The organism is Vibrio sp. 10N.261.55.A7, assembly GCF_002877365.1.
Classification (GTDB): domain Bacteria; phylum Pseudomonadota; class Gammaproteobacteria; order Enterobacterales; family Vibrionaceae; genus Vibrio.
Genome location: NZ_MCWZ01000212.1, coordinates 1166 through 24374, shown reverse-complemented (window position 1 = coordinate 24374; position 23209 = coordinate 1166). Strand labels below are relative to the sequence as shown.

Genomic DNA, 23209 nt, shown 5'->3' with positions numbered 1-23209 from the left:
TAGACGCGATATACACAAATCAAATAAATCCCCTGCGTTTTTATCCCCCCTATACTTTTCAATTACTTATCAGATGCATATAAAAAGGCCTCTAGAAAGAGGCCTTAGATTCGCGCTGAAAGATGAGTATATTCTCGAAAGTAAGACTTGGTTTTACAAGCCCAATTCGTCAGAAAGCGCTTCAATTTCTTTCAGGTCCATCTTATGTACTTGAAGCATTTGATTGATCTGACTTAAGCGAGAATTGGCTTCATCTTGTTTGTCACAAGAGTCAGACTTCGCATCCCATGACGTGCCATCCAGATAAACGTCGCACTGAGCTTTGAGTGTCTCGATAATCGGCAACAGCTTTTCGCGTTCTTGATCGAGATCTTCAACTTCCTGTTGGATTCGTAACTCTTTTTGGAAAAGCTCACGCGAGCGCTCAAACATACTGGCTTGCATATCCGCTTGGCGGCTCAAACGATTATTCTGATTATCGGCATCGGCAATCAATTCCGTTTGGCTTGAGACTTGTGCCTCTAAAGATAAGTTCACCTTTTCAAGTTCGGCAACAAGCTCTTCGAGCTTTTCTATTTCTAGCTTGTGCTTCTCTTTTTCGCTAGTGAGTTCCTGTTTCATTTTCTCGGCTAACTTGTCGTCAATTTTGGCAACCTTCTCTTCCACCTCAACAACCAACTGCTTTTTATCCGTCAGCAGCTGTTGGTACTGGGCCTCCAGCACATGATAGGTTTGTTCCCACTTCTTTGCCGTTGTCGCCGAGCCTATAAGCCCACCCAAAGCAAGCCCAATCAAACAAGCGATCACTATGTACAAATAAGTTCGTTTATCTCGCTCTTCGACGACAACAACATCGTCGCCATCAAATTGTTCAATATCATTTTGCTTGCTCAATTTCTTCTCCTAGAAACAGCGATACATCAAATTCACTATCGTATTAGTTCTGTAACCATAATAGAGGCAGTATAAAGCAAGAAACCTACCACCAATGTCACGGCAATGCCTTTTTGTACTTTTTCGTTAGTGCGATAACGAATTAGGATAAACGTCAATGCAGATATAAAAACAATCGCCAGTAACCTAGTCATTCCCTTTCCTCCATTAACACCGTTTATGCCCCAGAAACATCCGTACAAAAACGGAGCATGTCTTTCTATTTTATACTATTTCGCCTCTGCGAATAAGTTAAGATTAGACTTCTGCACTTCTAACTGGAGATTAAATACGCAATCAGATTTTTTGCTAGTGACATCGCATGCTGTATTCAGTACTATCACCGCTGCAAATTGCCTAACCAAGGCAATTGTTCCGATGAAGACTGCAGGAGAGCGGTATTTAACCAGAAATTAACAACTGGTTAGCATTACCCACCGAAGAAGTAAATCTTTCAGGTGCTTTGTACTAATGAAAATTAGAAAAGCGTGGACTGTTGTTGGAGGAACCTCTGGAGAGAACCGTACTACTTTGTTGTAGAAATCGGTCGCCGAAGGAGCAAGCTTTGTCTCGACAAAGTGAAACTCTCAGGCAAAAGGACAGAGGAGTGGAAAGACCTTACAACGTTTCTTGTTGCGATTAAAAAGTGGCAAGTGCAAAACTAAGCGTAACCAATAGCCTCAGGTTTACTGAATCGTTATTTTGTGTGATTTCTAACGATGCGTCACACCCTTTCCCTCTTCTCCTTATATTTTGTTTTTTTAAGGGGAAATCATGAACAACATTCAATCTATTCTTCAATCAATCGACCACTTCATTTGGGGGCCACCGCTTCTAATCTTGCTCGTGGGTACCGGTCTTTACTTCACTTTTCGTTTAGGTTTACTTCAATTTCGACACCTACCAACCGCATTGAAGCTGGTCTTTTCAAGAAATTCCGATACCAAAAGTAAAGGCGATGTGTCGAGTTTCGCCGCACTTTGTACAGCACTTTCAGCAACCATAGGCACGGGTAACATAGTCGGTGTTGCAACAGCCATTAAATTGGGTGGGCCTGGTGCACTCTTTTGGATGTGGTTGGCTGCCATATTCGGTATGGCGACCAAGTACGCGGAGTGTTTACTGGCGGTAAAATACCGAAAAGTGGATGCAAACGGCCAGATGGTCGGCGGCCCTATGTACTACCTGCAATACGGCGTGGGATCTAAAGCTCTCGCGGTGATGTTTGCGGTATTCGCCCTTGGTGTAGCTTGCTTTGGTATAGGTACATTTCCACAAGTTAATGCCATTCTTGACGCCAGCGAACTTTCATTTGGTGTTGGCCGAGAGGTCTCAGCGCCCATTCTCACTATACTCGTCGCGTGCGTAACACTTGGTGGTATCCAATCGATCGCAAAGGTTGCTGGAAAAGTCGTACCTGTCATGGCTGTTTTTTATGTGGTGACCTGTGCAAGCGTGATCATTCTTAATGCCGACAAGCTTTTTGATGCCGTCGAGTTAGTCTTAGTGTCTGCATTCACTCCAACGGCGGCAAGCGGCGGCTTCTTGGGTGCGAGCATTATGCTTGCCATTCAATCGGGTATCGCTCGTGGTGTCTTCTCTAATGAATCGGGGCTCGGCAGTGCGCCGATGGCGGCAGCAGCAGCAAAGACGGACTCTTGCGTGAAGCAAGGCCTGATATCAATGACAGGTACCTTCTTTGATACCATCATTATCTGCACAATGACGGGGTTGGCATTGATCCTAACAGGAGCTTGGCAAAGTGATTTCTCGGGCGCAGCGATGACTACACACGCATTCGCGGAAGGGTTAAGTTCAGATACGTTCGGCCCAATGATGGTTTCCATCGGCTTAATGTTCTTTGCTTTCACCACCATCTTAGGCTGGAACTACTACGGCGAACGTTGTGTGGTTTTCTTACTAGGAACGAAAGCCGTACTGCCGTACAAGATCATCTTCATTGCCTTGGTTGCTTCTGGCGCATTCTTGCATCTTGATATGATTTGGATTATTGCCGACATCGTCAATGGCTTAATGGCAATCCCTAACCTGATTGGCCTTATCGCTCTTCGCCATGTCGTGATTGAAGAAACGAAGCGTTACTTTTCAACCATCGCCACCTCTGCTTCACCTGCAAAAGTGACAATATAACTGGGTTTAAAAGAATCAAGGCTGAGTGACTCACTTTAAAGGCAAGCACGATACATCGCTTGCCTTTTCTGCAAATAGAGAGTCTACAAATGGTGAGAAGCTAAATCTCTGCGTTATTGGGCTGTTTTTGTTCTATGCTCACTAGGAGGGAACAAAAACATCATGGAGGATGGCTATGTTTGACAAACTACAAGACAAAACAGCGCTTGGAATATTGTTAGTGGTCCTTTCTTTAATTCTGTTCTCATGGCCGATTGCCACAGACATCGGTTTCTCACCCGTTACTCTTGTTCTCACATTGTTGGTTAGCCTATTGGCGGCAATACTGGCTTTCGCATGGCTAACCCATGAAACCCGCTAACTTGGCTCCACTGGCGAGTCTTCCAGCAGCAGTTTAATACCCAGCAAAACCAATACCGCCCCTGTTGTCCCTTCCATCCATTTTAAAAAGCTTGCGTTGTTAAGTAAGGATTTGGCTTGATTCAAGGCACCAGATAACCCGCACTGCCAAAGCATAGCAATAACAAAGTGAATCGAAGCCATTAGGAACGATTGCATCAATGCCGAGCCATTCGGATCGATAAACTGAGGAAGGAAAGCAAGATAGAAAACCGCCGTTTTAGGGTTCAACACGTTAGACAAGAAGCCCTCTCTAAATGAACGAAAACGTTCTACTTGTCCAATATTACTAGAATGCACACTGAGTGCGGAGTGCCCACTGCGCATCGCCCGAAGACTATTGATACCAAGCCATATCAAATACCCCGCGCCAATCATTTTCACGAGCTGAAACAACTCCGCTGATTGCGCCAAAATAGCGGAAATACCAATAGCAGAGAACAAAGCGTGCACATACAACCCGCTACAAATACCGAAACTGGTCACCACACCATCCGATAAACCTCCTCGAGAGGTATTACGCAATACCATGGCCGTATCTAGCCCTGGTGTGAGCGTTAAGATAGTAATAGCGATAATAAAGGCTTCGATATTGATAATGGACATAAGCAAGCTCAGTTAACTGGGTTTCAATGAATCTTCAAAAATAACCAGTTGTTTGAACAAAAGCTACTGTTAAATTGACGTTACTTGGTTTCTACACTGGCTCTTCCACCATTTATCTCCGATTCTTTCATGGTTTATTGCCATAAGAAAGCAGGAGGATTCTTACCTCCTTGAGAATCACTAAAAGATTGATACACTTAAGTCACTTTTCTTCGTCATGGAAGGCTTTCGTATGAGCGCATTTCAAAAACTTGTAGAACACTCAAAAACCATCTCACACTTTAATCACCTAGCGGCTATCTGCGGGTGGGATCAGGCGTCAATGATGCCATCGGGAGGCAACCAAGCTCGCTCGGAAGCGATGGCGCAGTTGTCCGTCCATATTCATGGTTTGCTTACCCAACCTCAACTGGCTGAATGGTTTGAGAAAGCCGAAGCAGAATCTCTAAACGCACAAGACACATCGTCGCTTCGCGAGTTGAAACGCCAATGGCAGCAAGCCAATGTTCTTCCTGAGGCCTTGGTTCAAGCGAAATCGCTTGCCGGATCTCAATGCGAACATGCGTGGCGTAGCCAACGTGGAAGCAACGATTGGCAAGGGTTTGAAAAAAACTGGTCTGAAGTCGTCAAGCTTTCTCAAGAAGAAGCCCAAATCAGAGCCGAAGCCACTGGCCTTTCACCGTATGATGCCATGCTTGACATCTATGAACCTGGTACGACATCGGCCTCACTTGATGCGCTCTTTTCTGATGTAAAAACGTGGCTGCCATCCCTCATTGATGACGTTATCGAAAAACAGAAATCTGAGGCATTCATTAGCCCTGAAGGGCGCTTTGAAACGGAGCACCAAAAAGCACTTGGGTTAGAAGTAATGAAACTGCTGCAGTTCGATTTTGAGCATGGCCGTTTAGATGAAAGTGTCCACCCTTTCTGTGGCGGAGTGCCTTCTGACGTAAGGATTACGACAAGGTATGATGAATCTGAATTTGTTCAATCGTTAATGGGGATCGTTCACGAAACCGGACATGCACGATATGAGCAAGGCTTACCAAAATCGTTGTCGGGTCTTCCTACGGGTGAAGCTCGTTCTATGGGCATCCACGAATCCCAATCTCTATTTTTCGAGATGCAAGTGGGTCGCAGTGATGCCTTCATTCAACACCTAGCCTCACTGGCTGGTAAGCAGTTTTCTTCACATGACGCATCATTGTTTGGATTTAATAACTTCCAAAAGCTGTACACACGTGTGAAAAAGGACTTTATCCGAGTGGATGCCGATGAACTGACCTACCCTGCGCACGTCATCTTACGTTATGAAATAGAACGTGACTTGATAAACGGAAAGATCAAACACACTGACGTGCCTGAACTGTGGAATCAAAAAATGCAGCAGTATTTAGGTTTATCCACCGACGGCAACTTTAAAAATGGGTGTATGCAAGACATTCACTGGACAGACGGCGCATTTGGCTATTTCCCTAGCTACACATTAGGTGCAATGTATGCCGCTCAGTTTATGTCATCAATGACTAAAACCGTTGATGTAAATGGCGCTATTGAATCTGGTGACCTATCGCCAATATTCACTTGGCTAGGCGACAATATTTGGAGCAAAGGCAGCTTATTAACGACGGATGAGTTGGTTAAGCAAGCTACGGGTGAAACACTCAACGCTCAGTTTTTCCAAGATCACTTGAGAGCTCGCTATCTTTAATTGAATGACTGAATGGAACCGAGTGCGCAAGCACTTTTAGTGGAGTGCTCAGTAAACGTGCCATTAAGCGGATGTTTGCGCAGGGCTACCCAAGAACTTGATAGTATTTGGGTAGCCCACTTTACTAGACAGAAAACAAACCAAGCACACTATGGTTGTAAGTTTCGGGTCTTCTATACAATTCACTCATGTAATCAAACCAGGTTTGTCTCGTTTTCTACTCTTTTTAGCTTGGTCTTTCTAAAAAAATACCATCCGACCCAAAGGCTCGCGGTCAAAACGGCAGCAGTGATCAGCGCAGGCTTCGGGTTACCCAATGAACTGATTGAGCCGGAATACGCTGCAATCATGCAATACGGCACCGAACTCAGAAGCCATGCAAACATAAATCGTGACAACGTCATGTTTGTTGCCCCTGCTAAACATGCTGTTACCTCAGGTAATATTGGTACGGCTCGGCTTAGCAAAATCATTCCCAACCCGTTTCTTTGGAATGCAGACTTCGCTTCATTAATCTTGGCTTCATCTTTCAGTAGAAATAGAAGGACTCTGTCTCCATAACGCTTACCTAAGCCGTAACCAGCAAGACCTGCGAGACTCATGCCTACAATGGCAAATAACGCCCCTAAGCCGCTGCCTAAAAAGAAGCCGGCTAGCACGGTTACTGTCAGGGTAGGCATAGCGATGGCAATGTCAGCAAGTAACAACACGACGGTCAGCCCACCCACATAAAGTGGAGAAAGTGCCTGTGCGTGAGTTAGCCACGATTCGATTTGTTCAATGCTCAAAACGCCCGTCACTTTTAACAATACGAAGGTCGTTGCAAATATCGCTGCGAGTATCAACATCGCTTTAATTAGCGGTTTCATGGGCCATCTCCTATGGGTATACCATTTCAATGCTGAGACCTGAACCAAGCTCTGACGCATTAATCTTCGAGCGCTTGTAAACCGGTGCGCCTGTTAATGTGACCTTTTGCTTATTGGAAAAACCCAACCCTTCTGCGGGATAAATCCCCGTCCAATTTTTCGTGACGCGCCCATTTTCATCTTCATCATGAAGCACTTTAATGGCGACTTCTTCTTCATTCACCTCAAAGTGAAACTGCATCGTCTCACTCTGCGCCTTGAGTGTTTGTTGATGAACCGCTCGATCATGCTGCTTCGGGAACCCGTCATCGGTGAAGATAAAAACGATGATGTTTCCACCTCGCTTATGTTCAATCCCTGTTACCGTTATTTCGCTTGATATTGCACCTGTCGTTTTGCTCATCAGTAATACTCCTAAGCATGCTAGTTTCCAATTCATTATCGTTTCCTTATCTATCCATCTCTCGCGCTATGTGTCTCACCCACTACATAGTTAGATGTTCTAAGCCGTTTTCATTAGCTTCGACGCCACCTTTGGCGAGAGTCTATTCAACAAACGAAGGACTCGAACTTTCCCAATGTCGTTGTCTTGAACACCATTCACCACACCACTGAGCAGTTGATCGACGGCATCTTGTACCGTCATCTTTCCTTTCCCTCTCCCTTCAGTCATTTTCGTATCAACCAGCGGCATCAAAGCCTGTTGCACATCAACATTGGAGCCCTCTAGTTGGTACCGTAAGGAGATAGAAAAAGAGTTGAGCGCTGCCTTTGTCGCGCAATACACCGCTGAGGAGGTTTTAGGCGCTATCGCAAGGCCTGAGTTAACATTGAGGATGACATTTTTATTCGAATCTTCACTCTCTGTATTCATCAAAGCAGGCAGTAGGAGATAGCAAAGACTGCATATTGACGTGAAATTCGTTACGATCTCCGATTGAATCGTTTCATAATTAAAGTCATCACTATTGAATGCCGCTGGAAACTGAACCGCTGCATTATTGATGAGCATGTTTATCTTTGGGAAGCGCTTTATCAGTTCATTGGCGGCCCACTCCACATCACTGATGTCACTAAGATCTACTCTAAAAGTTTTTACTCCGTAGGTTGAAACCAGTTTATCCAGCTTCTCTTCGTCTCGGCCCAGTACTATCACTTCATTGGCTTTGCATAATCGTTTCACGATCTCAAGACCAATACCTGATGTGCCTCCAGTGATAACAATAACTTGGTTTAATAATTTCACTCGCTTCTCCCTTTTCGCTGTATGCTTTAAGCTAGTGAGCAATCTAAACAATCAATCAGCGTTCAGCGTTAACTTGGGTTAAAACGGATGGAATTTTCTAAATTTATTAACTGCGAAGGGCAGCCAATTGCCAAGGCAGCTGGAGAGCATGTGTTCATGCAAGGTGAGAATGACGATTCGTTGTATCTAATAAAGCAGGGGGTGGTAAAAGCGTATTATCTCACGTCAGACGGACAAGAACGCGTTAAATCATTCCTAAGTGATGGTGATGTCATTGGTAGTATGTCAGCCGCGTATCAAAAGCAAAAAACAACATTTGGCCTGATCTGTTTAGAGCCGACACAGGTACTCAAATTCAATTTTGAGCAGCTTTATCTGCAAAGCCAAAGCAACCACCAACTGGCTCGAGAAATTATCGACCTCTTATTAGCGTTTGCGATGAAAAAAGAGGCAAGAGAACGAGAGCTGCTATGTCTTAGTGCAGAGCAGCGCTACCAAGACTTGATAGCCAAATCGCCAGATTTAATGGAGAAAGTCACTCAAAACGATATTGCTCGATACCTTGGCGTGACACCGGTTGGCCTCAGCCGAATAAAGCATCGCCTATTAAATTCCAATCCTTCCAAGTGAAATAAGATCCGTTCATTATAAGGAAATTCAATGTGTTACTTGTTCATATATGAATTGCTCATCCGAGACGAGCAATCCAATAGTAAGAAAGATGATTACGCCTTCTTTACATATTTAGCCGTCACGAGCATTTCACCAATGCCATCCACCTTACAATCGAGCTGATGATCTTTGCCCTCAATGATTCGCTTAATGATAGCTTTAGAGCCAATTTTCATGATGAGCGAGCTGCCTTTCACTTTCAGGTCTTTTATCAGTGTCACTTTCATGCCTTCTTCCAACAGCGCACCATTCACATCGTGTACTTTAAAGGCGTTTTCTTCGAGCTCTTGAGGATTCCACTCATGGGCACATTCAGGACAGATAAGCTGATTTTGATCTTGATAAACAAAGGTAGATTGGCAAGCCGGGCATGGAGGAATAGACATAAATAGGTGATTTTTAGTTAACTGATTTGCTCACTATCATAATGACTCTATTCAGCCTTAGCGAGCATTTTTTAGGTTTCCGATTGCGCCGATGATAGTAATAAAAACGATGACTCAAAGGCTGAGCAATCAGCATTTCAAGATAAGGAAAATGTGTGAGTACCAGACTTTTTACTGCCGAGACATAAGCAGGTTTGCACCAGAAAAAGCGAGAAACGTGGCGCAAGCTTTGTTAAAGCGCTTCGCCATTTCAGGTTTTGAAAACCAATGCCTTAGATACATTCCAAACAAGGAATAGAGTGAAATAGCGAGCATTTCCAGCAAAAGGAATATGCCGCCTAATACAAAAAATTGTTGATTCACACTCTCTTGAACATTCACAAACTGTGGCAAAAAGGCCGTAAAGATCAATATCGCCTTTGGGTTTCCGGCCGCGAGTAGAAACTCTTGCTTAGCCAATTCAAATCGACTTTGGTCTTGTTCAACCTGTGCAATTGGGCTAGCTTCGCTGCGCCATAAGTTAAACGCAATCCACAGTAGATAAAGAGTACCAACCACCTTAATGGCAAAAAATAGCACTTCAGACGTATACAGTACGACAGCTAACCCTGATGCCGCCAATGCAATCATTCCAGCAAAAGCCCAAATACGCCCCACCCCAGCAAAACACGCCGCGCGAAAGCCAAAGCATCGCGCATTGTTCATCGATAAAAGGTTATTCGGCCCTGGGGTCATATTCAACGCAAAGCAAGCTGGGATAAAAAATAGTAGCGTCCAGATATCCATCGTATGTCTCTATCATTCCATTGAGCCTTATCAGGGCTAAATTTCAAAGCACTCGTTTACAACGTTTGTGTGCGATTTTTCGAATGCTATTTATTGAACGGATCACCTAATCAATCGCGTTTTTACTTAACGCGATTTTTCCAGCAAGAACGATCAGTAACCCGCCAGAAACACCCTCAATAACACGTGTATAGCGAGCCATCTTAGGGTTACTGAACAACCAACTTCCAACCACCGCATAGACTATATTGCATAAGGTTGCTAAGCCACTGAACAATGTGCCCAAAATTAATAATTGCATGGTGACTGAGCCACTGTTCACATCAACAAACTGTGGTAAAAAAGATAGGAAAAACAAGGCGACTTTGGGATTCAAAATACTGACAATAACCCCTTGTTTAAATATCCCTTTATCTGAACCAGAGCCCGCTTCTACTGAAAATGACGACGTGCCCTTGAGCATGTTTCTCACCGACATTACGCCAAGATAGAGAAGATAGGCTGCACCTAAGTATTTGACGATACTAAAAACAATTGCGGAGTTGAGGACCAACGCTGACAAGCCGACCACTGCTGCGAATGTATGGAAAAAGTACCCGACGCCAAGCCCTAGCGCTGCTTTTAATCCTATGCCGAGCTTACCCTTCATACTATTTGAAACGATATAAACGACATCGGGACCTGGAATCAGGTTGATTGACAAAGAGGCGATGGCAAATAGTAATAATGTCTGTACGTCCATGTTCACTCCATAAATGTGTTCGGCGTTAACTCTATGCCGTTTGTGTATCACTCGGTTAGCCGACTATATTGTCATATAAACGGTCTAAGTCGTATCAACCCTTGTAGCAATTAAGAGATTTTCAACAATGAAATCTAACGATAGCGAGTAAGTTTGTGCTTCAAATTCGCCTTCACAGATAACCATTCATTGTTAATAATCGAGAAAACGACTGTGTCTCGATAACTGCCGTCAGCCATTTGTTGATGGTTACGTAAAACTCCGTCTTGTTTTGCCCCTAAACGCGTGATGGCCGCACGCGAAGCTTGGTTGTGCCAGTGCGTTCTAAATTCGACAGCGATGGCAGATAAACTCTCAAAGGCATGAGCCAACAAGAGCTGCTTACATTCAGTGTTTACCGCCGTTTTTTGACATCGCTTTGCATACCAGGTGTGCCCTATTTCGACGCGCTTATTTTTTGTATCTGCATTGCAATAGCGTGTTGTACCGATCACTTTTTGCGATAGATTATCGACCACAACGAAGGGAAGTGAGCGACCTACCTTTTGCTCAGAGAGCGCAAACTCGATATAGCTTTCAACGGTTTGGTCTGTAGGCACAGAAGTGAACCACAGATTCCATAACTCACCGTCTGAGGCTGCCTCAAGTAAGTCATTCGCATGACTCCTACGCAGCGGTATTAATGTGACAACGTGCCCTTTCAGCTCCGTTTCGGTTAACCATTGTTCAGTTTGCATTACCAATTCCTTGTGGTTTTCATGATCACTTTACGCATTGATTTCTAGTTACATTGATAAGCCAACAACACGTCCATCTAAAAGTACATGCGTCTAAAAACACTCTATCGCACTTTACTGTTTATATTCAAATGATTACGCAACATGACTCGAAATCATAATCGTGAGCAATAAAAGCGTGAATGAGTCACCACGCCCATCATTTCCCTTACTGTGGCGCAGCGGCGTTACTCGCCAGAAATTCATGCAACGCTGACGGCGATGATGCGAGTTGGTCGGGTGATACCCTTAGCTTCCCTAGAATCCAAGGGGCGGACGTTTGTGGAACCATCGTCGCTGCCGGCAAAAACGTTGATGATAAACGTATTGGTCAACGCGTTATCATTGAGCCTTGTTTGAGTAGAGCCAATAGCGAAGATCTACGTTCTCCTTGGTATTACGGTTCAGAATGTGATGGTGGATTCGCCGAGTATACCGTGGTAGATACTCAACACGCCTATGCGGTGAAGAGTGAGTTAACAGACATTGAACTCGCCTCGTTCCCCTGCTCTTACTCAACCGCTGAGAACATGTTAACGAGAGCCAATGTTTGTTCAAAAGACACCGTGCTGATCTCAGGCGCATCTGGTGGCGTCGGCTCTGCGGCCATTCAATTGGCAAAAGCGCGTGGCGCGCAGGTTATCGCAATTACAAGCCCCCAAAAAAGCGCAGCAACTATTAGACTTAGGTGCGGTGCGGATCGGATTGTCTTTCGAGGCGAAAATCTAGTGGAGGCATTGGGTGAAAACAGCGTAAATGTCGTCGTTGATTTAGTGGCAGGGCCACAATGGCCACAGCTTTTAGAGGTATTAAAACCAGGTAGCCGCTATGCGGTATCAGGAGCGATTGCCGGTGCGATGGTTGAACTGGATGTGCGTACTCTTTACCTCAAAGACTTAAGCTTCTTCGGCTGTACTGTACTTGAAAAGCCTGTCTTCCAGAACCTAGTTAACTACATCGAGCAAGGCCAAATACAGCCCATCGTGGCGAAATCGTTTTCTTTAAATGAGATAAACGCCGCGCAGTCATTCTTCTTAGAAAAAGGGCATGCGGGTAAAATTGTGTTACGCGTAAAAAATGAGACCTAGAAAAGCACTCCGGCTAGATAAAGAAACACGTTCGCTTCTTCTCTAAGTGCCACCATGAAAATTAAACGGGCTTTGTACTCAACGTGAATACAAAGCCCGATTCGCTCTAGCCTAAACCTGTTGGAGACTAATTCTGGTCGACCCAAATAATCTCATCGGTGTTGAAGCCTCTTTCTTTAGACATAGTAAGAAAGCGATCTTTAAGCGCCGAGTCTACGGTCTTTGTTCTTGCTAACAGCCATAAGTATTCGTTGTTAGGGCCTGACACGAATGCGTATTGGTAGTTCTCTTTGTCGAGATCAAACACGACATATGAACCATAGAAGGGGCCAAAAAACGATACTTTCAAATACCCTTCATTGCTTTCATTAACGAAATAGGCCTTTCCTTCTGCTTGTTGCCACTCATCGTCCTCTTGAGAATAACCCCGATTGATAACGCGAACACCGCCGTCACTTTTCAGAGTGTAGTTCGCACTGACTTGGCTCAACCCTTCTTCAAATGAATGATCCAACCTCGCCACTTCGTACCACTCCCCCAAATACTCTTCTAACTGAAAACCAGAGACTGGCGTCACTCTCTCTGGCATCCCCAAGCAACCCGACAACGCAAATGAAACCATAATCACAAGCAATTTATGCACATTCTTCTCCTAGACATTCATCTGATGTCATTTATAATTATTCTTACAGTTACTTTTTACTTACGAATCCATCGCGTAAACCGATCACTAAAACTGTTAAAAAATAACCTTTTATCGTGCCCCTAGCTCAAAACATTCAATCTTCAGATAGCGTGTAGTAGCGCTCAACATTTTCCGTCACTCGCCCCCATTCAGAAGTGCGCACACGATTTTGGTGGCTCTCAAATGCCAATCTGTCGACAAACTCCTCATAGACGTCATAACGATACAAGTCCTCTTCATGCGGTGTCACATGAAAGACCAAACACCCTTTTTCTGCTCGCGTGAGATCAATGTGAGTGATCAATGCCTGCTTCACACTTGTGAGATCCGCTTCAGGTATCACTATGTAGCCTTGCAAAACAACTTTGCCCATACCGCTTCAGTTTCCTTTTAAATGAGAGATTGGTTGCCTGATCACAACCCAAGAATAGCCCGTGTTGAATTATCACGATAGACGTCCATCACTGAACTCGAAAGCGTATTCGCTAACCACTTCGATACCAAAGCGTTAACTAATGATGACTCTTTACGCCTTGGACTAACGAATACGCAATGCTCACCATAATTACGCCGACCATAAACTCCAATATTTTCCATGCCTTTGGCTTCTCAAACAAGGGTGCGAGTAACCTGGCGCCATAGCCAAGAGAGAAAAAGAAAACAAAGGAAGCGCACACTGCGCCCAAGGCAAAAACCGTTTGATTCGGGTGATATTGCGTTGAAATGGATCCAAGCAGTACAACAGTATCGAGATAGACATGGGGATTTAGCCAAGTAAACGCTAGACACATCACCACCACTTTTGAAAGAGAACTCTTCGATTCTAGGCTCGTCTCTAAAGCATGGGTTGCGGTGAGTGATGATTTAAAACTCAAAAACGCATACAAAGCCAAAAAGATAGCGCCACCATAGCGCGCAACCACTTCAATTTGAGGAAACTGCTGAACTATGACGCCAAAGCCTGCGACACCAAAACTAATAAGAAGCGCATCAGATAAAGCACACACAGCACATACAATGAACACATGCTGATTTTTCAAACCTTGCTTTAGTACAAACGCATTTTGAGAGCCTATCGCTAAAATCAATGATAGGCCCAAGGAGAATCCTGCTAAGAATGTGGTCATTGCGCTCAATCCATGAACTAATTTTTGGAAAGACTATTACACCTTCCTAGCAAATACCATCATAAATGAGAGAGTTAGAGTCGCTGAAAATGAAAACATCTACGAACAGTTTACTGCCCTTCTAGGTAGGCATCTGACTCTAAATCCGTGTTCTGTTTCGATAACGCTCTTAGTTCAGAGGCGTGTAAAACAAACATTGAAAACGATGCATGAATCACCAACATAGCCACTAAAGCAAACGAAGAGAGGGTTAAAAGCATAAAACCAATAGCGAATGTCAGACTCGATGCGATAACAATGGCTTTGCTTTTGAATTTGTTCTCCATAACAATCATCCCTAATGTGATCAACTTGATACCATGTTAGCGATAGTTAGGCAGGCATACTTGAAGACAGTTAACAGTTATCACCCCTTGTTATCAAATAATGTATAGCATTCAGGGTTTTATTGATGTGCGACAATGACTCAAAAAACAGGCCTATCCCAATTAGGCCTGTTTAAGCGCACGTAACTCAACGATCACACGCGTTTATTTTATTGACGAGAATAGCCTAGCAACCTGAAATCCCAGTTTTCCACTTTTTCAGTCGCGATTCTCTCCATAACTTTCGACATCCAGCTATCAGAAAGCTTACTTTGCTGCTTCAGCATAGCTAATCCCTCTTTGTTCAAAGGATCACCAAAGAAGATGTCACAGACTTCTTTTATAGACAGTGGGTTGTCTACTTGGCCGACTAACTCTAGCGGCGAATCAGCACTCACCATTCCTGGGCGAATGACTCGATAGAGCCAACCACAGCGACTGATTGTTTGCATATCAACCGATAAATCGTCCACTCCCCATCGCTTATTAAGCTTAAAGCAAGGAGAGCGCGGCTGACTCACCTCAATAATGGCTTCACCCCAGCGATATTGATCCCCAATACAAACGGATTCTTCAGTCATGCCTTCTGAACTGATATTTTCTCCCATGCCAGGGGCTTGCCAATCAATATCTGCGCCGTGCTTTTCTTTCCAGTATTGGTAGTGCTCGATTGGGTATTGGTGCAAGGCTCGTTCAGTACCACCATGATGACGCTGATCCGCACACTGGTCTCCCTCTAATCCTTCATTCGAAAGGTAAACCGCCCCTTCTACTAGACGTTTGTTGATTGCGGTTTCAAACCCGTAGCAGCTTTGAACTTCGCCACGGTAAATGCCATTGAGATGAACTGTATTCGTCATTATTGATTCTTCGCGAGATTGGGTTATTATGAAAATAAAATACCACAGTACAGGCCGACGCTGAATAATAGGCGTATCTAATTATTGGGATTCTTGTTTAAAAACCTGCGCTTAATGGACATATTCATTCTTTACACGCCGAAACATATAAACGCAATAATCTACCGATGTTCAAGCCCAAGAGCAGTCATGTTTCCACCAGCAGTACCTAATAAAAGGATGAGGTTTAGCTCTTACCTAATAGAATAATATTAAGCCATGGCACCGTTCAGCCGTTAAAAGCCGTGAGGCATGGATTCTCGATCTTGATAATCTGAACCGCAGACTGCGCAGCGATAATAGCTAATGTGGTTTGTTGTGTCGTCGGTGCTAAAGACAATCCCTGCAATCAAGCTCAAGAGTTGATAGTGCCAAGCGTTCTTCTTCTTTGTTTGCGCTTCCACTTCTGATGGAGTCAATGCTGCGTGCTCAGTCGATTGATTGCACTTTCCGCAATACAGCGCCTTGCTTTTTTCATTCATCATCTTTGATTCCTAAGGTCAAATGTTTCAATAGCAAAATTGAAGTTTAGGATTGGCTCATTCCTAAAAGTGATATCTGGTTTTGCATTGTCTCAGGTGAGGTAGAGACACATTAGAGAAACTATAACACATTGATTTAATTATCAACTCCGCCAATTGCAAAGCAAGTAAAGGCGAAGTCAATGCGATTGGTTCACATTGGCTTTAGGAAAACCTTTTTTTGGGAGGGGGGAGAAAATGAAGGGATAGCGTTCAATATTAAGATTTGGAATGTTGCCAATGCCCTATCAGAGATTGACTTAGAACAGCCAGTAAGAACGCCCTACTGCTAATGCTAATGCTAATGCTAATGCTAATGCTAATGCTAATGCTAATGCTACGCAGAGGATATGAAAATGGCGAAGGTACGATGCTAGTGAATAATAGAAAGCACCATTCTCTCATTCGTTCGTTGCTCTTCCACTTCAAGAATGACGCCATGAAAATCTTCTGTGGCCAAGGCTAATTTAACCATTTCAACCTGATCAACACTGAATCGCTTAGACAGTGACGCGAGTGCTGCTTGCGCTAGAGTCAGTGGCACCTTGACTGTATCATCTTGATTTCCATCAACAAACGTTTCAATCAATAAAGTTTTCATAAAACATCCTTAGTGTAATGGGTGAACAACTTCAGAATGCCACCATTCAAATTTGAAACACAAAGCCTTACTAGTTGGGCGCTTTGATCACGAACCCTTTTTCAATGCCCGCCTGAAAGCCTACTTTTTCGTACAGTTTGTGCGCTGAAAAACGTGTCTCTCCTGACAATAAGACGACTTGGTAGCAGTTTAGTTCCCACGCAAGCTCAAGCGCTTTTTCCATTACCTTTTGGCTCAAACCTCGTCGTCTGAAATGCTCACTGGTAATGACATGCTCAATAATCCCAAATGATTTACCTGCATTAGTGACCGTTGGAACAAGACCAAGCTGACACGTTGATGCCAATTGACCATCAATTTCAGCCACGATATGTTGGGTGTTCGGATTCGCTAACATGTCATGCCATGTAGTCATTAATTCAGTTTCTGAAACTACAGGATCATTTCCTCGTAGCTCTTTGTACAAGGATAAAATTCCACTCAAGTCATCTTCTACCGCTAAGCGAATCAGCGCCATCTTACCCACTCCTTTCTTTCCTAAATATCTAAAATCGTTACATCAATTCATAAATAGGGTTGAACCACTGACATGCAATGCTCTACCGTATTTTGCTTCTCCCCTACAGGAGCAACGTAATAAATGGCCTCTCTCGCCTCGACCGGGCTAGCCAGCTTGCTGATCACCCAAGTTGCCAAGTACTGAGAAGACAAACAACCGCCGGCTGTCGCCATATTTCCACTTGCATAAAATGGCTGCTCTAACACGTCCACTCCGGCATCAATCACCCAAGGCTTGGTTGTCAGGTCCGTGCACGCTGGTCTTCCATCCAACAAATTAAGTACTGACATCATTAACGTTCCGGAGCATTGAGCACCAATCAACTGCTGACTAGAGTCAAGCTTCAGGCGTGACATAATCATACTATTGTTGGCAATCTCTCTAGTGAGAATCCCACTACCAAAAAGAACCACATCCGCTTTATTGGCGAACTCCAATGGTTGCTGTGCGTCTATTTTTATCCCATTCATCGACGTCACAGATGGACTAGGGCTCGTAATTTGAACGTTCCAACCCATTGGTTTCATGCGGTTTAGAATTCCTGCCGCGATAAAAGAGTCCAGTTCATTAAAGCCTTCGAAAGTGAGTATTGCGATATCCATGCGGTTTTATCCTTTTGCTACGTTGTTGCCATTTATTAGCTGATACGCTGCTCGATAAAGAACAGAAAATTGAGGTGACGACTCTAAGTGAATATGACTTAGTCAGTGGCCGTAGAGCTGCCAAAATCCAAGCAGATACAGAGATAAAGCAAATGACTCCTGTGCGTGAATTCAATCCGTAAACTCAGTACCTTGTTTACCACCAATAAAATAAGCGTGTCCAATACAAATCGCGCTATTACGATTTAACGATTTAACGATTTAACGATTTAACGATTTAGTCAGGAAAGTGAGAGCGGAATCTAGAGGATAGTTTTCCAACACCATTTGACACTGATAGCCGTGCTTTTCATAAAACGGTCTGGCTTGAAAGCTGAGTGTATCAACCAATGCGGATTGGCACCCTTTTGAAACGGCGCACTGTTCTATTCGCTTTAGTAGTTCACTTCCAATGCGCTCTCCCCTGACTGACGCATCGACCCAAAGATATTTAACCAAAAGCCAATTGCCCCACACATCGCCAATGACCCCAGCGATCTTAACGTCACCATCAAGCGCGTAACACGCAACCATCTCCTTGTTCACACCTTGCAGAAAAGGTTTATTGTGTTCTATCAGCCCGGCTCTAATGTCGGTGATATCACGTTCAGTGGGGTTAAAATCTAGTTGAAATTCCATGACACACCGTCACTTATTCCTAGCTACAGGCTTTGAGAAAATAACAAAAGGTATCGCGAGTGGGCCAACCAAAACAGCGGTTAGCGACCAAAATATCGTATTGGCTCTACGGCGCTTCGAAACCAGAAAACAAATAACCACAGAAATAAGATTAATCAAAATGAGTACAGCCATTGCCCTTCCTCTTCAATAACGCCAACCAATCATTGGAACTCGGCCTAAATGGGCTGATAACTCGGTGCTATTCGCGCCATAAAATACATATCAATGTATCGCCCGCCTTTAAAAGTGCTCATACGCTTTGTCCCCTCGATCTCAAAACCTACCGTTTTATAGAGGGACACCGCAGCCTCATTGCTCGTGTGTACCTCAAGTTCAAGGCGCACCAAATTTACCCAATTATCCGCTTGGTTGATCGCTTCTATCATCAAAGCTTTTCCAACACCCTGCCCTTGAAACTCTGGATGGACAGATATCGCAATACTTGCGCAGTGCTTTTCCCGAGACTTGCTCACTAGAAACAAGGTTACGTGTCCAACGACTTTACCGTCAGTTTCTGCGACAAGCGTATAGTTATCAGGGTTTTCAAACAGGCTCGCGACCTGATTTGAACTCAAATAAGGCAACTGGGATGTGTATTCTGTTACCGACGTAAAGCTATAAATATCGAAGATATCTTTACTGTCTGTTTGTTCTAAATGGCGAATTCTCAATGCGTTATCCTTCTTTTTATCTCTTACGTTTAGCCATCAATAAGCGCTTCAAATGTTCTCGGTGAAATAAGTGTCGGTACTGATACTGTGATTGGCTATCGTACACAGAAAAATGGACGGCGATTTCGTGTCCGAACTGTATTGGACATGACCGTCTGAAGACCAAATAGAATTGTTTCCGGCAACTTGCCAACCACCCGTTTCAGAAATATGGTTACTCAGCAGAACTGGACACTGAATTTCCTTCGCAATATCCGCAAGTCGACACGAATCAGACTGAAAACCTGACTCCGAAATGAGTGCGCTGGCGATATAAATATCCGCGCCATTTTCATGAGCATTTCCCCAGTGCTTGTCACTAGAGAAATCGGCACAAATTGCCAACGCAATGCGACTCCCTTTTACATCGATAAAGCAATCGTGATTTCCCGCCGAACAATATTGTTCCTCACCCGTGTGCAAGTACTGCTTTGAATAGAATTCCGTGCGTCCATCAGGATAACAAATCACCGCACCAATCGTCGGTTTTGAAGAAGTGTCAGCAATCAACGGGCAACCTGCGATAACCACGATTTTATTGACCACGGCCGCTTGTGATAACTCGTGAAAATGCTCCGGCTCTTTTGCCATTGCCCAGTCTTGTACCCGATCAAGCTCGTAGCCCGTCAACGAGAGTTCAGGAAAAACGACGATGTCGGCCCCATGGGCTGAAGATTGCTGAATTTGAAAAAGATGGTTGGCAATATTGGTTTGAACATCCCCTTCAACAACAGGAACCTGGGCGAGGCTAATCACGATTGTCATTTAACACATCCTTAATGAGGTATTCCATAAAAACTCTACAAGCCGTTTTCGTTCCCGATGATTTTCCTTGCCACAACAGGAAAGATTGCGTGCACTTTCGATACTAAATCACTCACTGTGAGCAATCTAGTTGAAAGTACGTAACAGAGAGCTTTGTTTAAGAAATGAGAGATAAACGTAATCAGTAATCGAGCTTATGAAAGAATCTGTCTTCGCACCAAGGCACCTTAATCGGGCGATTAAAGGTTATTTGAATGTGCACATAGAGCTAATAAACAAAAGCCCAACGGAGACAATTTTGGTCAAGCGTTGGGCCGGTTAGACGTTCACTCAAAAATGAACAACTTGTTGATACTAGGTGCTAGTTATTGGCGTCATAATCTATGACAGCCTGTTTCAGCTTCGCGATATCAGAGGCGCATAAGTGGCGCTTTATGGCTTCAAATTTTTCAGCCGGCCAATCATAGATCTTCAACGCAATGAGCTGTTCGATAGTAGCGGGCTCAAAGCGCGTCTTCACCAATGTCGCAGGCGACCCGCCAACGACACTGTAAGGAGCAACATCTTTTGTCACGACACTGTTCGCCGCAACGATCGCCCCTTCCCCAATCGAAACGCCAGGCATTATCATGGCTCTCATCCCAAGCCATGCACCATCGCCAATGACGGTATCACCTTTGCCTACATAAGCTTCATCAATGAAGTCCATAAATGGATACAAACAGAACCAATCAGCCCGATGCGTATGATTCCCACCCATTAAGATCACTACCTCTGCGCCAATGCAGACATAGTCTCCGATATTGAGCTTATCTATCTCCCACCTAGGTTCACGGTCACGAGTCATTTCATCACCATGCAGGTATCTAACGACAGATTGCTCAAAACCATTATCCCAGCAGTCACTGTAATAACTGTGCTTTCCCTTAACGATAATATTCGGATTAGTGACAACTTCGTGCAGCAATTGAAACTTTGACCAATGCTTGTTTTGCATGTTTAACCTCAACTTGTTTAAAAATAAAGACTATTAGTAAAACACGTCTATCGTCAGTGGATTCTTGGCTGCTTGAGTAATGGGTTAGATGGCATGATTTGGCTCTGGGAAAATAAAAGCTGATGGTAGCACACGAAAGAGCCTAAAGGGACAGGCGTTAACATACATAAATGGGTAACGCCATTGTCCATCCGTTTAAATAATTAACCCATCGATACCGCATTCGCTCCAATGAGCACAAGCACACTGACGGCACCAAATAGAAGCCAAGACCGATGCTTTTCTAGAGCCCTAATCACGACTTAACGCTTTTTCACAAGCTCGTTGGGTTTTCAATAACGAGAGGAGCATCAATGGCTAGTCTCATGAGATCTTGATGCTAATCGATGATTGACTTTATCGCAGTGAGACCAAATACCGAAGGCTCTAGAGCGTCTAACGCTAAGTCCTTAATTGTCAGTTTTCCTACGGCAATTTAGGTAGGATTCTTCTCGCCATTCCATGCTAGATCTATACCCGCAAGCTTCATTGTGTCTACACTTTAATCCGGGCGAAGGGTTCGGTATAGAGGAAACATTGTGCAACATGCATTGAGCCTGTGAAACTGACATCAAATTACAGTGAGTTTTTCAATCAAAGCAGGTCAGCCAAGTACAAAGAAAATCACCGTACAACTAGATAATTTTAAAACTTGAGTCGAAGATATTACCCCCGTATGGCTCTACTACCCAAATGGGACAAGCTGAACCGATAGTATCAGGCGACGAAACTCTTTCGGTGGTACAATCGTTGGCTGGCGATCTGCAATCAAATAATCATTCCAACAGAGCGCAGCCGCACCGGAGTGTCTTCATGAAAGAATGTAACCAATGTGGTAAATGCTGTATTAAATACGGTGATGGCGATCTTGCTGCTACTCAGGAAGAAATCGATCTTTGGGAGCTATTTAACCCTGAAATATTCGAATACGTGAAAGATGGCAAAATCTGGTTTGACCCTAAAACTAAGGTTCAACTGTCCTATTGCCCTTTCCTTGAAATTGCCCCTAAGAAAAAGTCAGACAGCCAAGACATGTACACATGCAGCATTTACCTTGATAGACCTGAAGATTGTCGCCATTACCCAACTTACATTAACGAAATGGTGCGTGATGGATGTGAAATGATAGAGGCTGTAGACCTCGATAATCCAAAGAATGCTCAGACCCATTTAGACCAATTAATGAGGCTAAGCAGACCTTCTCACGGTTAGTGAAGTAATAGTGGATTTAAGGATGACCGAGCACGAATGCGGCCTCTTTTGTCCAGGCCGCTGATTTCTCAACGTCATTTAACCCTGTTTTTGAAGATCCTCACTTACGACTTATGGATACACGTAGACCTAGTGAAGTTCTGGTGTGTTATAAAAGTGCCGGGCTTGAAAAACCAATATTCATAAATAAAGCCTTACCATATGAATACATCATTGAAAGTTAGCGCTTGGATCGCAGTCGTTTGTTATGTTCATGCCGATTGATAGCCAAACCGAGCCAAGTAATGCCACACCTTTTTGACTTCTTGCTCATCGTAGCCCTGCTCTGTAACGGCTAAACCAAGAATTTGCGCATTAAATTTTCCGCTTTGGGCGAGTTCTTTAGCGAGCTCAAGGTAACGCTCGCTTCGATAGTCAGGATAATTGCTCATTTTCTCAAGACTGAGCTCAAAACCATTATGCCATTTAATTGGAACACCCAGTGCCAAAGCCTGTTGTTCGATAGGGCTAGCGCGGAAAATTGGGTCTAGAACAAGGCATTCGATGTCATCTTTAACCGATACTTCCCCGTGTATGTGCGCTTCGAAATAGTCATCGAGTAAATCTGAGTTTGACGCTAATGCTTTCTCGATTAAAACGGACACTCGGTTGTAAACAGCGAAATCTTCAGGCTCAAAATAACTGTCGGGGTAGCAAAATGTGGTGCGCTCAGAGACATGATGTTTAAGTTGAAAGTATGAGGAACCAAAACGCGGAGACGCGCCTGTTTCATGATTTCTGAAGTTTAAAGCACCATACTTGGGCCTAAGGCTATTTGGAGCGCCATCATATGCCCCATCAAAGACACGTTGTTCCCACAGCCAACGCTCACCGCCAGCATAAGCGGTCAAGCCCCCATTGCCTGTACCCGTTTCAAATTGGGATTTCAGATAACCATCCTCTGAAATAGCCTGAAGTATCGGTTTATTTTCAGCAGTAAAGCGATCTGGATGGAAATTAACAGTAATAGCACTGACCATTGAAGACTCAAGGCCTTGAG

At 44.0% G+C, this 23209-nt stretch carries 30 protein-coding genes, 1 pseudogene and 1 riboswitch; of the genes and pseudogenes, 7 read left to right on the top strand and 24 right to left on the bottom strand.

Annotation, left to right across the window (positions count from 1 at the left end; all coding sequences use genetic code 11):
* Positions 1-153: 153 nt before the first annotated feature.
* Both BCU12_RS10740 and BCU12_RS23470 read right to left on the bottom strand, forming a co-directional pair.
* A complete protein-coding gene (locus tag BCU12_RS10740; RefSeq protein WP_102404280.1) occupies positions 154-894 on the bottom strand; it encodes a chromosome partitioning protein ParA in 741 nt (246 codons plus the stop codon).
* Positions 895-929: 35 nt separating this feature from the next.
* On the bottom strand, positions 930-1088 hold the full coding sequence (locus tag BCU12_RS23470; protein ID WP_198599310.1) for a hypothetical protein: 159 nt from the start codon (positions 1086-1088) through the stop codon (positions 930-932).
* Positions 1089-1434: 346 nt separating this feature from the next.
* A riboswitch (glycine riboswitch) is annotated at positions 1435-1546 on the top strand.
* Between the two features lie 161 nt (positions 1547-1707).
* Between BCU12_RS23470 and BCU12_RS10735 the strand changes: the two genes are divergently transcribed.
* The gene (locus tag BCU12_RS10735) at positions 1708-3084 is read left to right on the top strand and encodes a sodium:alanine symporter family protein (RefSeq protein WP_102404279.1); all 1377 of its coding nucleotides are present in this window, start codon (positions 1708-1710) and stop codon (positions 3082-3084) included.
* A gap of 175 nt (positions 3085-3259) precedes the next feature.
* On the top strand, positions 3260-3445 hold the full coding sequence (locus BCU12_RS10730; RefSeq protein ID WP_102404278.1) for a hypothetical protein: 186 nt from the start codon (positions 3260-3262) through the stop codon (positions 3443-3445).
* Here BCU12_RS10730 and BCU12_RS10725 read toward each other — a convergent pair.
* Complete coding sequence (locus BCU12_RS10725; RefSeq protein WP_102404277.1) at positions 3442-4089, bottom strand: LysE family translocator; 648 nt, start codon at positions 4087-4089, stop codon at positions 3442-3444. The two genes, BCU12_RS10730 and BCU12_RS10725, sit on opposite strands and share 4 nt — an antisense overlap.
* 232 nt (positions 4090-4321) lie before the next feature.
* On the opposite strand from BCU12_RS10725, the gene BCU12_RS10720 reads away from it, so the two are divergent.
* Positions 4322-5803 carry a carboxypeptidase M32 gene (locus tag BCU12_RS10720; RefSeq protein ID WP_102404276.1) on the top strand — a complete coding sequence of 494 codons (1482 nt, stop codon included), beginning with the start codon at positions 4322-4324 and terminating at the stop codon, positions 5801-5803.
* A gap of 194 nt (positions 5804-5997) precedes the next feature.
* Here BCU12_RS10720 and BCU12_RS10715 read toward each other — a convergent pair whose 3' ends face one another.
* The 3 genes from BCU12_RS10715 to BCU12_RS10705 form a co-directional block, all read right to left on the bottom strand.
* The gene (locus tag BCU12_RS10715) at positions 5998-6672 is read right to left on the bottom strand and encodes a VTT domain-containing protein (protein ID WP_102404275.1); all 675 of its coding nucleotides are present in this window, start codon (positions 6670-6672) and stop codon (positions 5998-6000) included.
* 10 nt (positions 6673-6682) lie between these two features.
* The gene (locus tag BCU12_RS10710) at positions 6683-7111 is read right to left on the bottom strand and encodes a DUF2141 domain-containing protein (RefSeq protein WP_241909807.1); all 429 of its coding nucleotides are present in this window, start codon (positions 7109-7111) and stop codon (positions 6683-6685) included.
* Between the two features lie 63 nt (positions 7112-7174).
* A complete protein-coding gene (locus BCU12_RS10705; protein WP_102404274.1) occupies positions 7175-7918 on the bottom strand; it encodes an SDR family NAD(P)-dependent oxidoreductase in 744 nt (247 codons plus the stop codon).
* A gap of 87 nt (positions 7919-8005) precedes the next feature.
* Between BCU12_RS10705 and BCU12_RS10700 the strand changes: the two genes are divergently transcribed.
* Positions 8006-8548, top strand: a complete 543-nt coding sequence (locus tag BCU12_RS10700) for a Crp/Fnr family transcriptional regulator (RefSeq protein WP_102404273.1) — start codon at positions 8006-8008, stop codon at positions 8546-8548.
* 95 nt (positions 8549-8643) lie between these two features.
* On the opposite strand, the gene BCU12_RS10695 is transcribed toward BCU12_RS10700, so the two are convergent.
* The 4 genes from BCU12_RS10695 to BCU12_RS10680 form a co-directional block, all read right to left on the bottom strand.
* Complete coding sequence (locus BCU12_RS10695) at positions 8644-8976, bottom strand: zinc ribbon domain-containing protein YjdM (RefSeq protein ID WP_102404272.1); 333 nt, start codon at positions 8974-8976, stop codon at positions 8644-8646.
* A gap of 171 nt (positions 8977-9147) precedes the next feature.
* Complete coding sequence (locus BCU12_RS10690; RefSeq protein WP_102404271.1) at positions 9148-9762, bottom strand: LysE family translocator; 615 nt, start codon at positions 9760-9762, stop codon at positions 9148-9150.
* Positions 9763-9868: 106 nt separating this feature from the next.
* On the bottom strand, positions 9869-10504 hold the full coding sequence (locus tag BCU12_RS10685) for a LysE family translocator (RefSeq protein WP_102404270.1): 636 nt from the start codon (positions 10502-10504) through the stop codon (positions 9869-9871).
* 134 nt (positions 10505-10638) lie between these two features.
* Positions 10639-11241: a GNAT family protein gene (locus BCU12_RS10680; RefSeq protein WP_102404269.1), complete on the bottom strand. Its 603-nt coding sequence runs from the start codon at positions 11239-11241 to the stop codon at positions 10639-10641.
* 242 nt (positions 11242-11483) lie between these two features.
* Here BCU12_RS10680 and BCU12_RS10675 point away from each other — a divergent pair.
* Positions 11484-12368 (top strand): annotated as a pseudogene (locus BCU12_RS10675) (zinc-binding dehydrogenase); the annotation flags it as partial.
* Positions 12369-12495: 127 nt separating this feature from the next.
* Here BCU12_RS10675 and BCU12_RS10670 read toward each other — a convergent pair.
* The 6 genes from BCU12_RS10670 to BCU12_RS10645 all read right to left on the bottom strand — a co-directional run bounded on the left by BCU12_RS10670 (position 12496) and on the right by BCU12_RS10645 (position 15929).
* On the bottom strand, positions 12496-13011 hold the full coding sequence (locus BCU12_RS10670) for a lipocalin family protein (protein WP_102404267.1): 516 nt from the start codon (positions 13009-13011) through the stop codon (positions 12496-12498).
* Between the two features lie 136 nt (positions 13012-13147).
* Complete coding sequence (locus BCU12_RS10665; RefSeq protein WP_102404266.1) at positions 13148-13426, bottom strand: antibiotic biosynthesis monooxygenase; 279 nt, start codon at positions 13424-13426, stop codon at positions 13148-13150.
* 139 nt (positions 13427-13565) lie between these two features.
* The gene (locus BCU12_RS10660; RefSeq protein WP_102404265.1) at positions 13566-14180 is read right to left on the bottom strand and encodes a LysE/ArgO family amino acid transporter; all 615 of its coding nucleotides are present in this window, start codon (positions 14178-14180) and stop codon (positions 13566-13568) included.
* 110 nt (positions 14181-14290) lie between these two features.
* Positions 14291-14506, bottom strand: coding sequence for a hypothetical protein (locus BCU12_RS10655; RefSeq protein WP_102404264.1), 216 nt, complete (start codon positions 14504-14506; stop codon positions 14291-14293).
* A 209-nt stretch (positions 14507-14715) separates the two neighbouring features.
* Positions 14716-15405, bottom strand: coding sequence for an MOSC domain-containing protein (locus tag BCU12_RS10650; RefSeq protein ID WP_102404263.1), 690 nt, complete (start codon positions 15403-15405; stop codon positions 14716-14718).
* Between the two features lie 275 nt (positions 15406-15680).
* The gene (locus BCU12_RS10645; RefSeq protein WP_102404262.1) at positions 15681-15929 is read right to left on the bottom strand and encodes a hypothetical protein; all 249 of its coding nucleotides are present in this window, start codon (positions 15927-15929) and stop codon (positions 15681-15683) included.
* 179 nt (positions 15930-16108) lie between these two features.
* Here BCU12_RS10645 and BCU12_RS23275 point away from each other — a divergent pair, with 179 nt between their 5' ends.
* Positions 16109-16258 carry a hypothetical protein gene (locus BCU12_RS23275; protein ID WP_157939874.1) on the top strand — a complete coding sequence of 50 codons (150 nt, stop codon included), beginning with the start codon at positions 16109-16111 and terminating at the stop codon, positions 16256-16258.
* An 80-nt stretch (positions 16259-16338) separates the two neighbouring features.
* On the opposite strand, the gene BCU12_RS10640 is transcribed toward BCU12_RS23275, so the two are convergent.
* From BCU12_RS10640 to BCU12_RS10605, 7 genes are all read right to left on the bottom strand, one after another.
* On the bottom strand, positions 16339-16566 hold the full coding sequence (locus tag BCU12_RS10640) for a hypothetical protein (RefSeq protein WP_102404261.1): 228 nt from the start codon (positions 16564-16566) through the stop codon (positions 16339-16341).
* Positions 16567-16636: 70 nt separating this feature from the next.
* On the bottom strand, positions 16637-17083 hold the full coding sequence (locus BCU12_RS10635; protein ID WP_102404260.1) for a GNAT family N-acetyltransferase: 447 nt from the start codon (positions 17081-17083) through the stop codon (positions 16637-16639).
* A 47-nt stretch (positions 17084-17130) separates the two neighbouring features.
* The gene (locus BCU12_RS10630; protein ID WP_102404259.1) at positions 17131-17727 is read right to left on the bottom strand and encodes a DJ-1/PfpI family protein; all 597 of its coding nucleotides are present in this window, start codon (positions 17725-17727) and stop codon (positions 17131-17133) included.
* Positions 17728-17988: 261 nt separating this feature from the next.
* Positions 17989-18405 carry a GNAT family N-acetyltransferase gene (locus BCU12_RS10625; protein WP_102404258.1) on the bottom strand — a complete coding sequence of 139 codons (417 nt, stop codon included), beginning with the start codon at positions 18403-18405 and terminating at the stop codon, positions 17989-17991.
* 218 nt (positions 18406-18623) lie between these two features.
* Positions 18624-19118, bottom strand: coding sequence for a GNAT family N-acetyltransferase (locus BCU12_RS10615; protein ID WP_102404256.1), 495 nt, complete (start codon positions 19116-19118; stop codon positions 18624-18626).
* 48 nt (positions 19119-19166) lie between these two features.
* Positions 19167-19922, bottom strand: coding sequence for a carbon-nitrogen hydrolase family protein (locus tag BCU12_RS10610; RefSeq protein WP_102404255.1), 756 nt, complete (start codon positions 19920-19922; stop codon positions 19167-19169).
* 361 nt (positions 19923-20283) lie between these two features.
* Positions 20284-20919, bottom strand: a complete 636-nt coding sequence (locus BCU12_RS10605) for a CatB-related O-acetyltransferase (protein ID WP_102404254.1) — start codon at positions 20917-20919, stop codon at positions 20284-20286.
* An 852-nt stretch (positions 20920-21771) separates the two neighbouring features.
* Here BCU12_RS10605 and BCU12_RS10600 point away from each other — a divergent pair.
* A complete protein-coding gene (locus BCU12_RS10600; RefSeq protein WP_102404281.1) occupies positions 21772-22170 on the top strand; it encodes a YkgJ family cysteine cluster protein in 399 nt (132 codons plus the stop codon).
* A 251-nt stretch (positions 22171-22421) separates the two neighbouring features.
* Here the strand turns inward: BCU12_RS10600 and BCU12_RS10595 are convergent.
* On the bottom strand, positions 22422-23209 hold a 788-nt coding region (locus BCU12_RS10595; RefSeq protein WP_102404253.1), incomplete at its 5' end, for a DUF3626 domain-containing protein.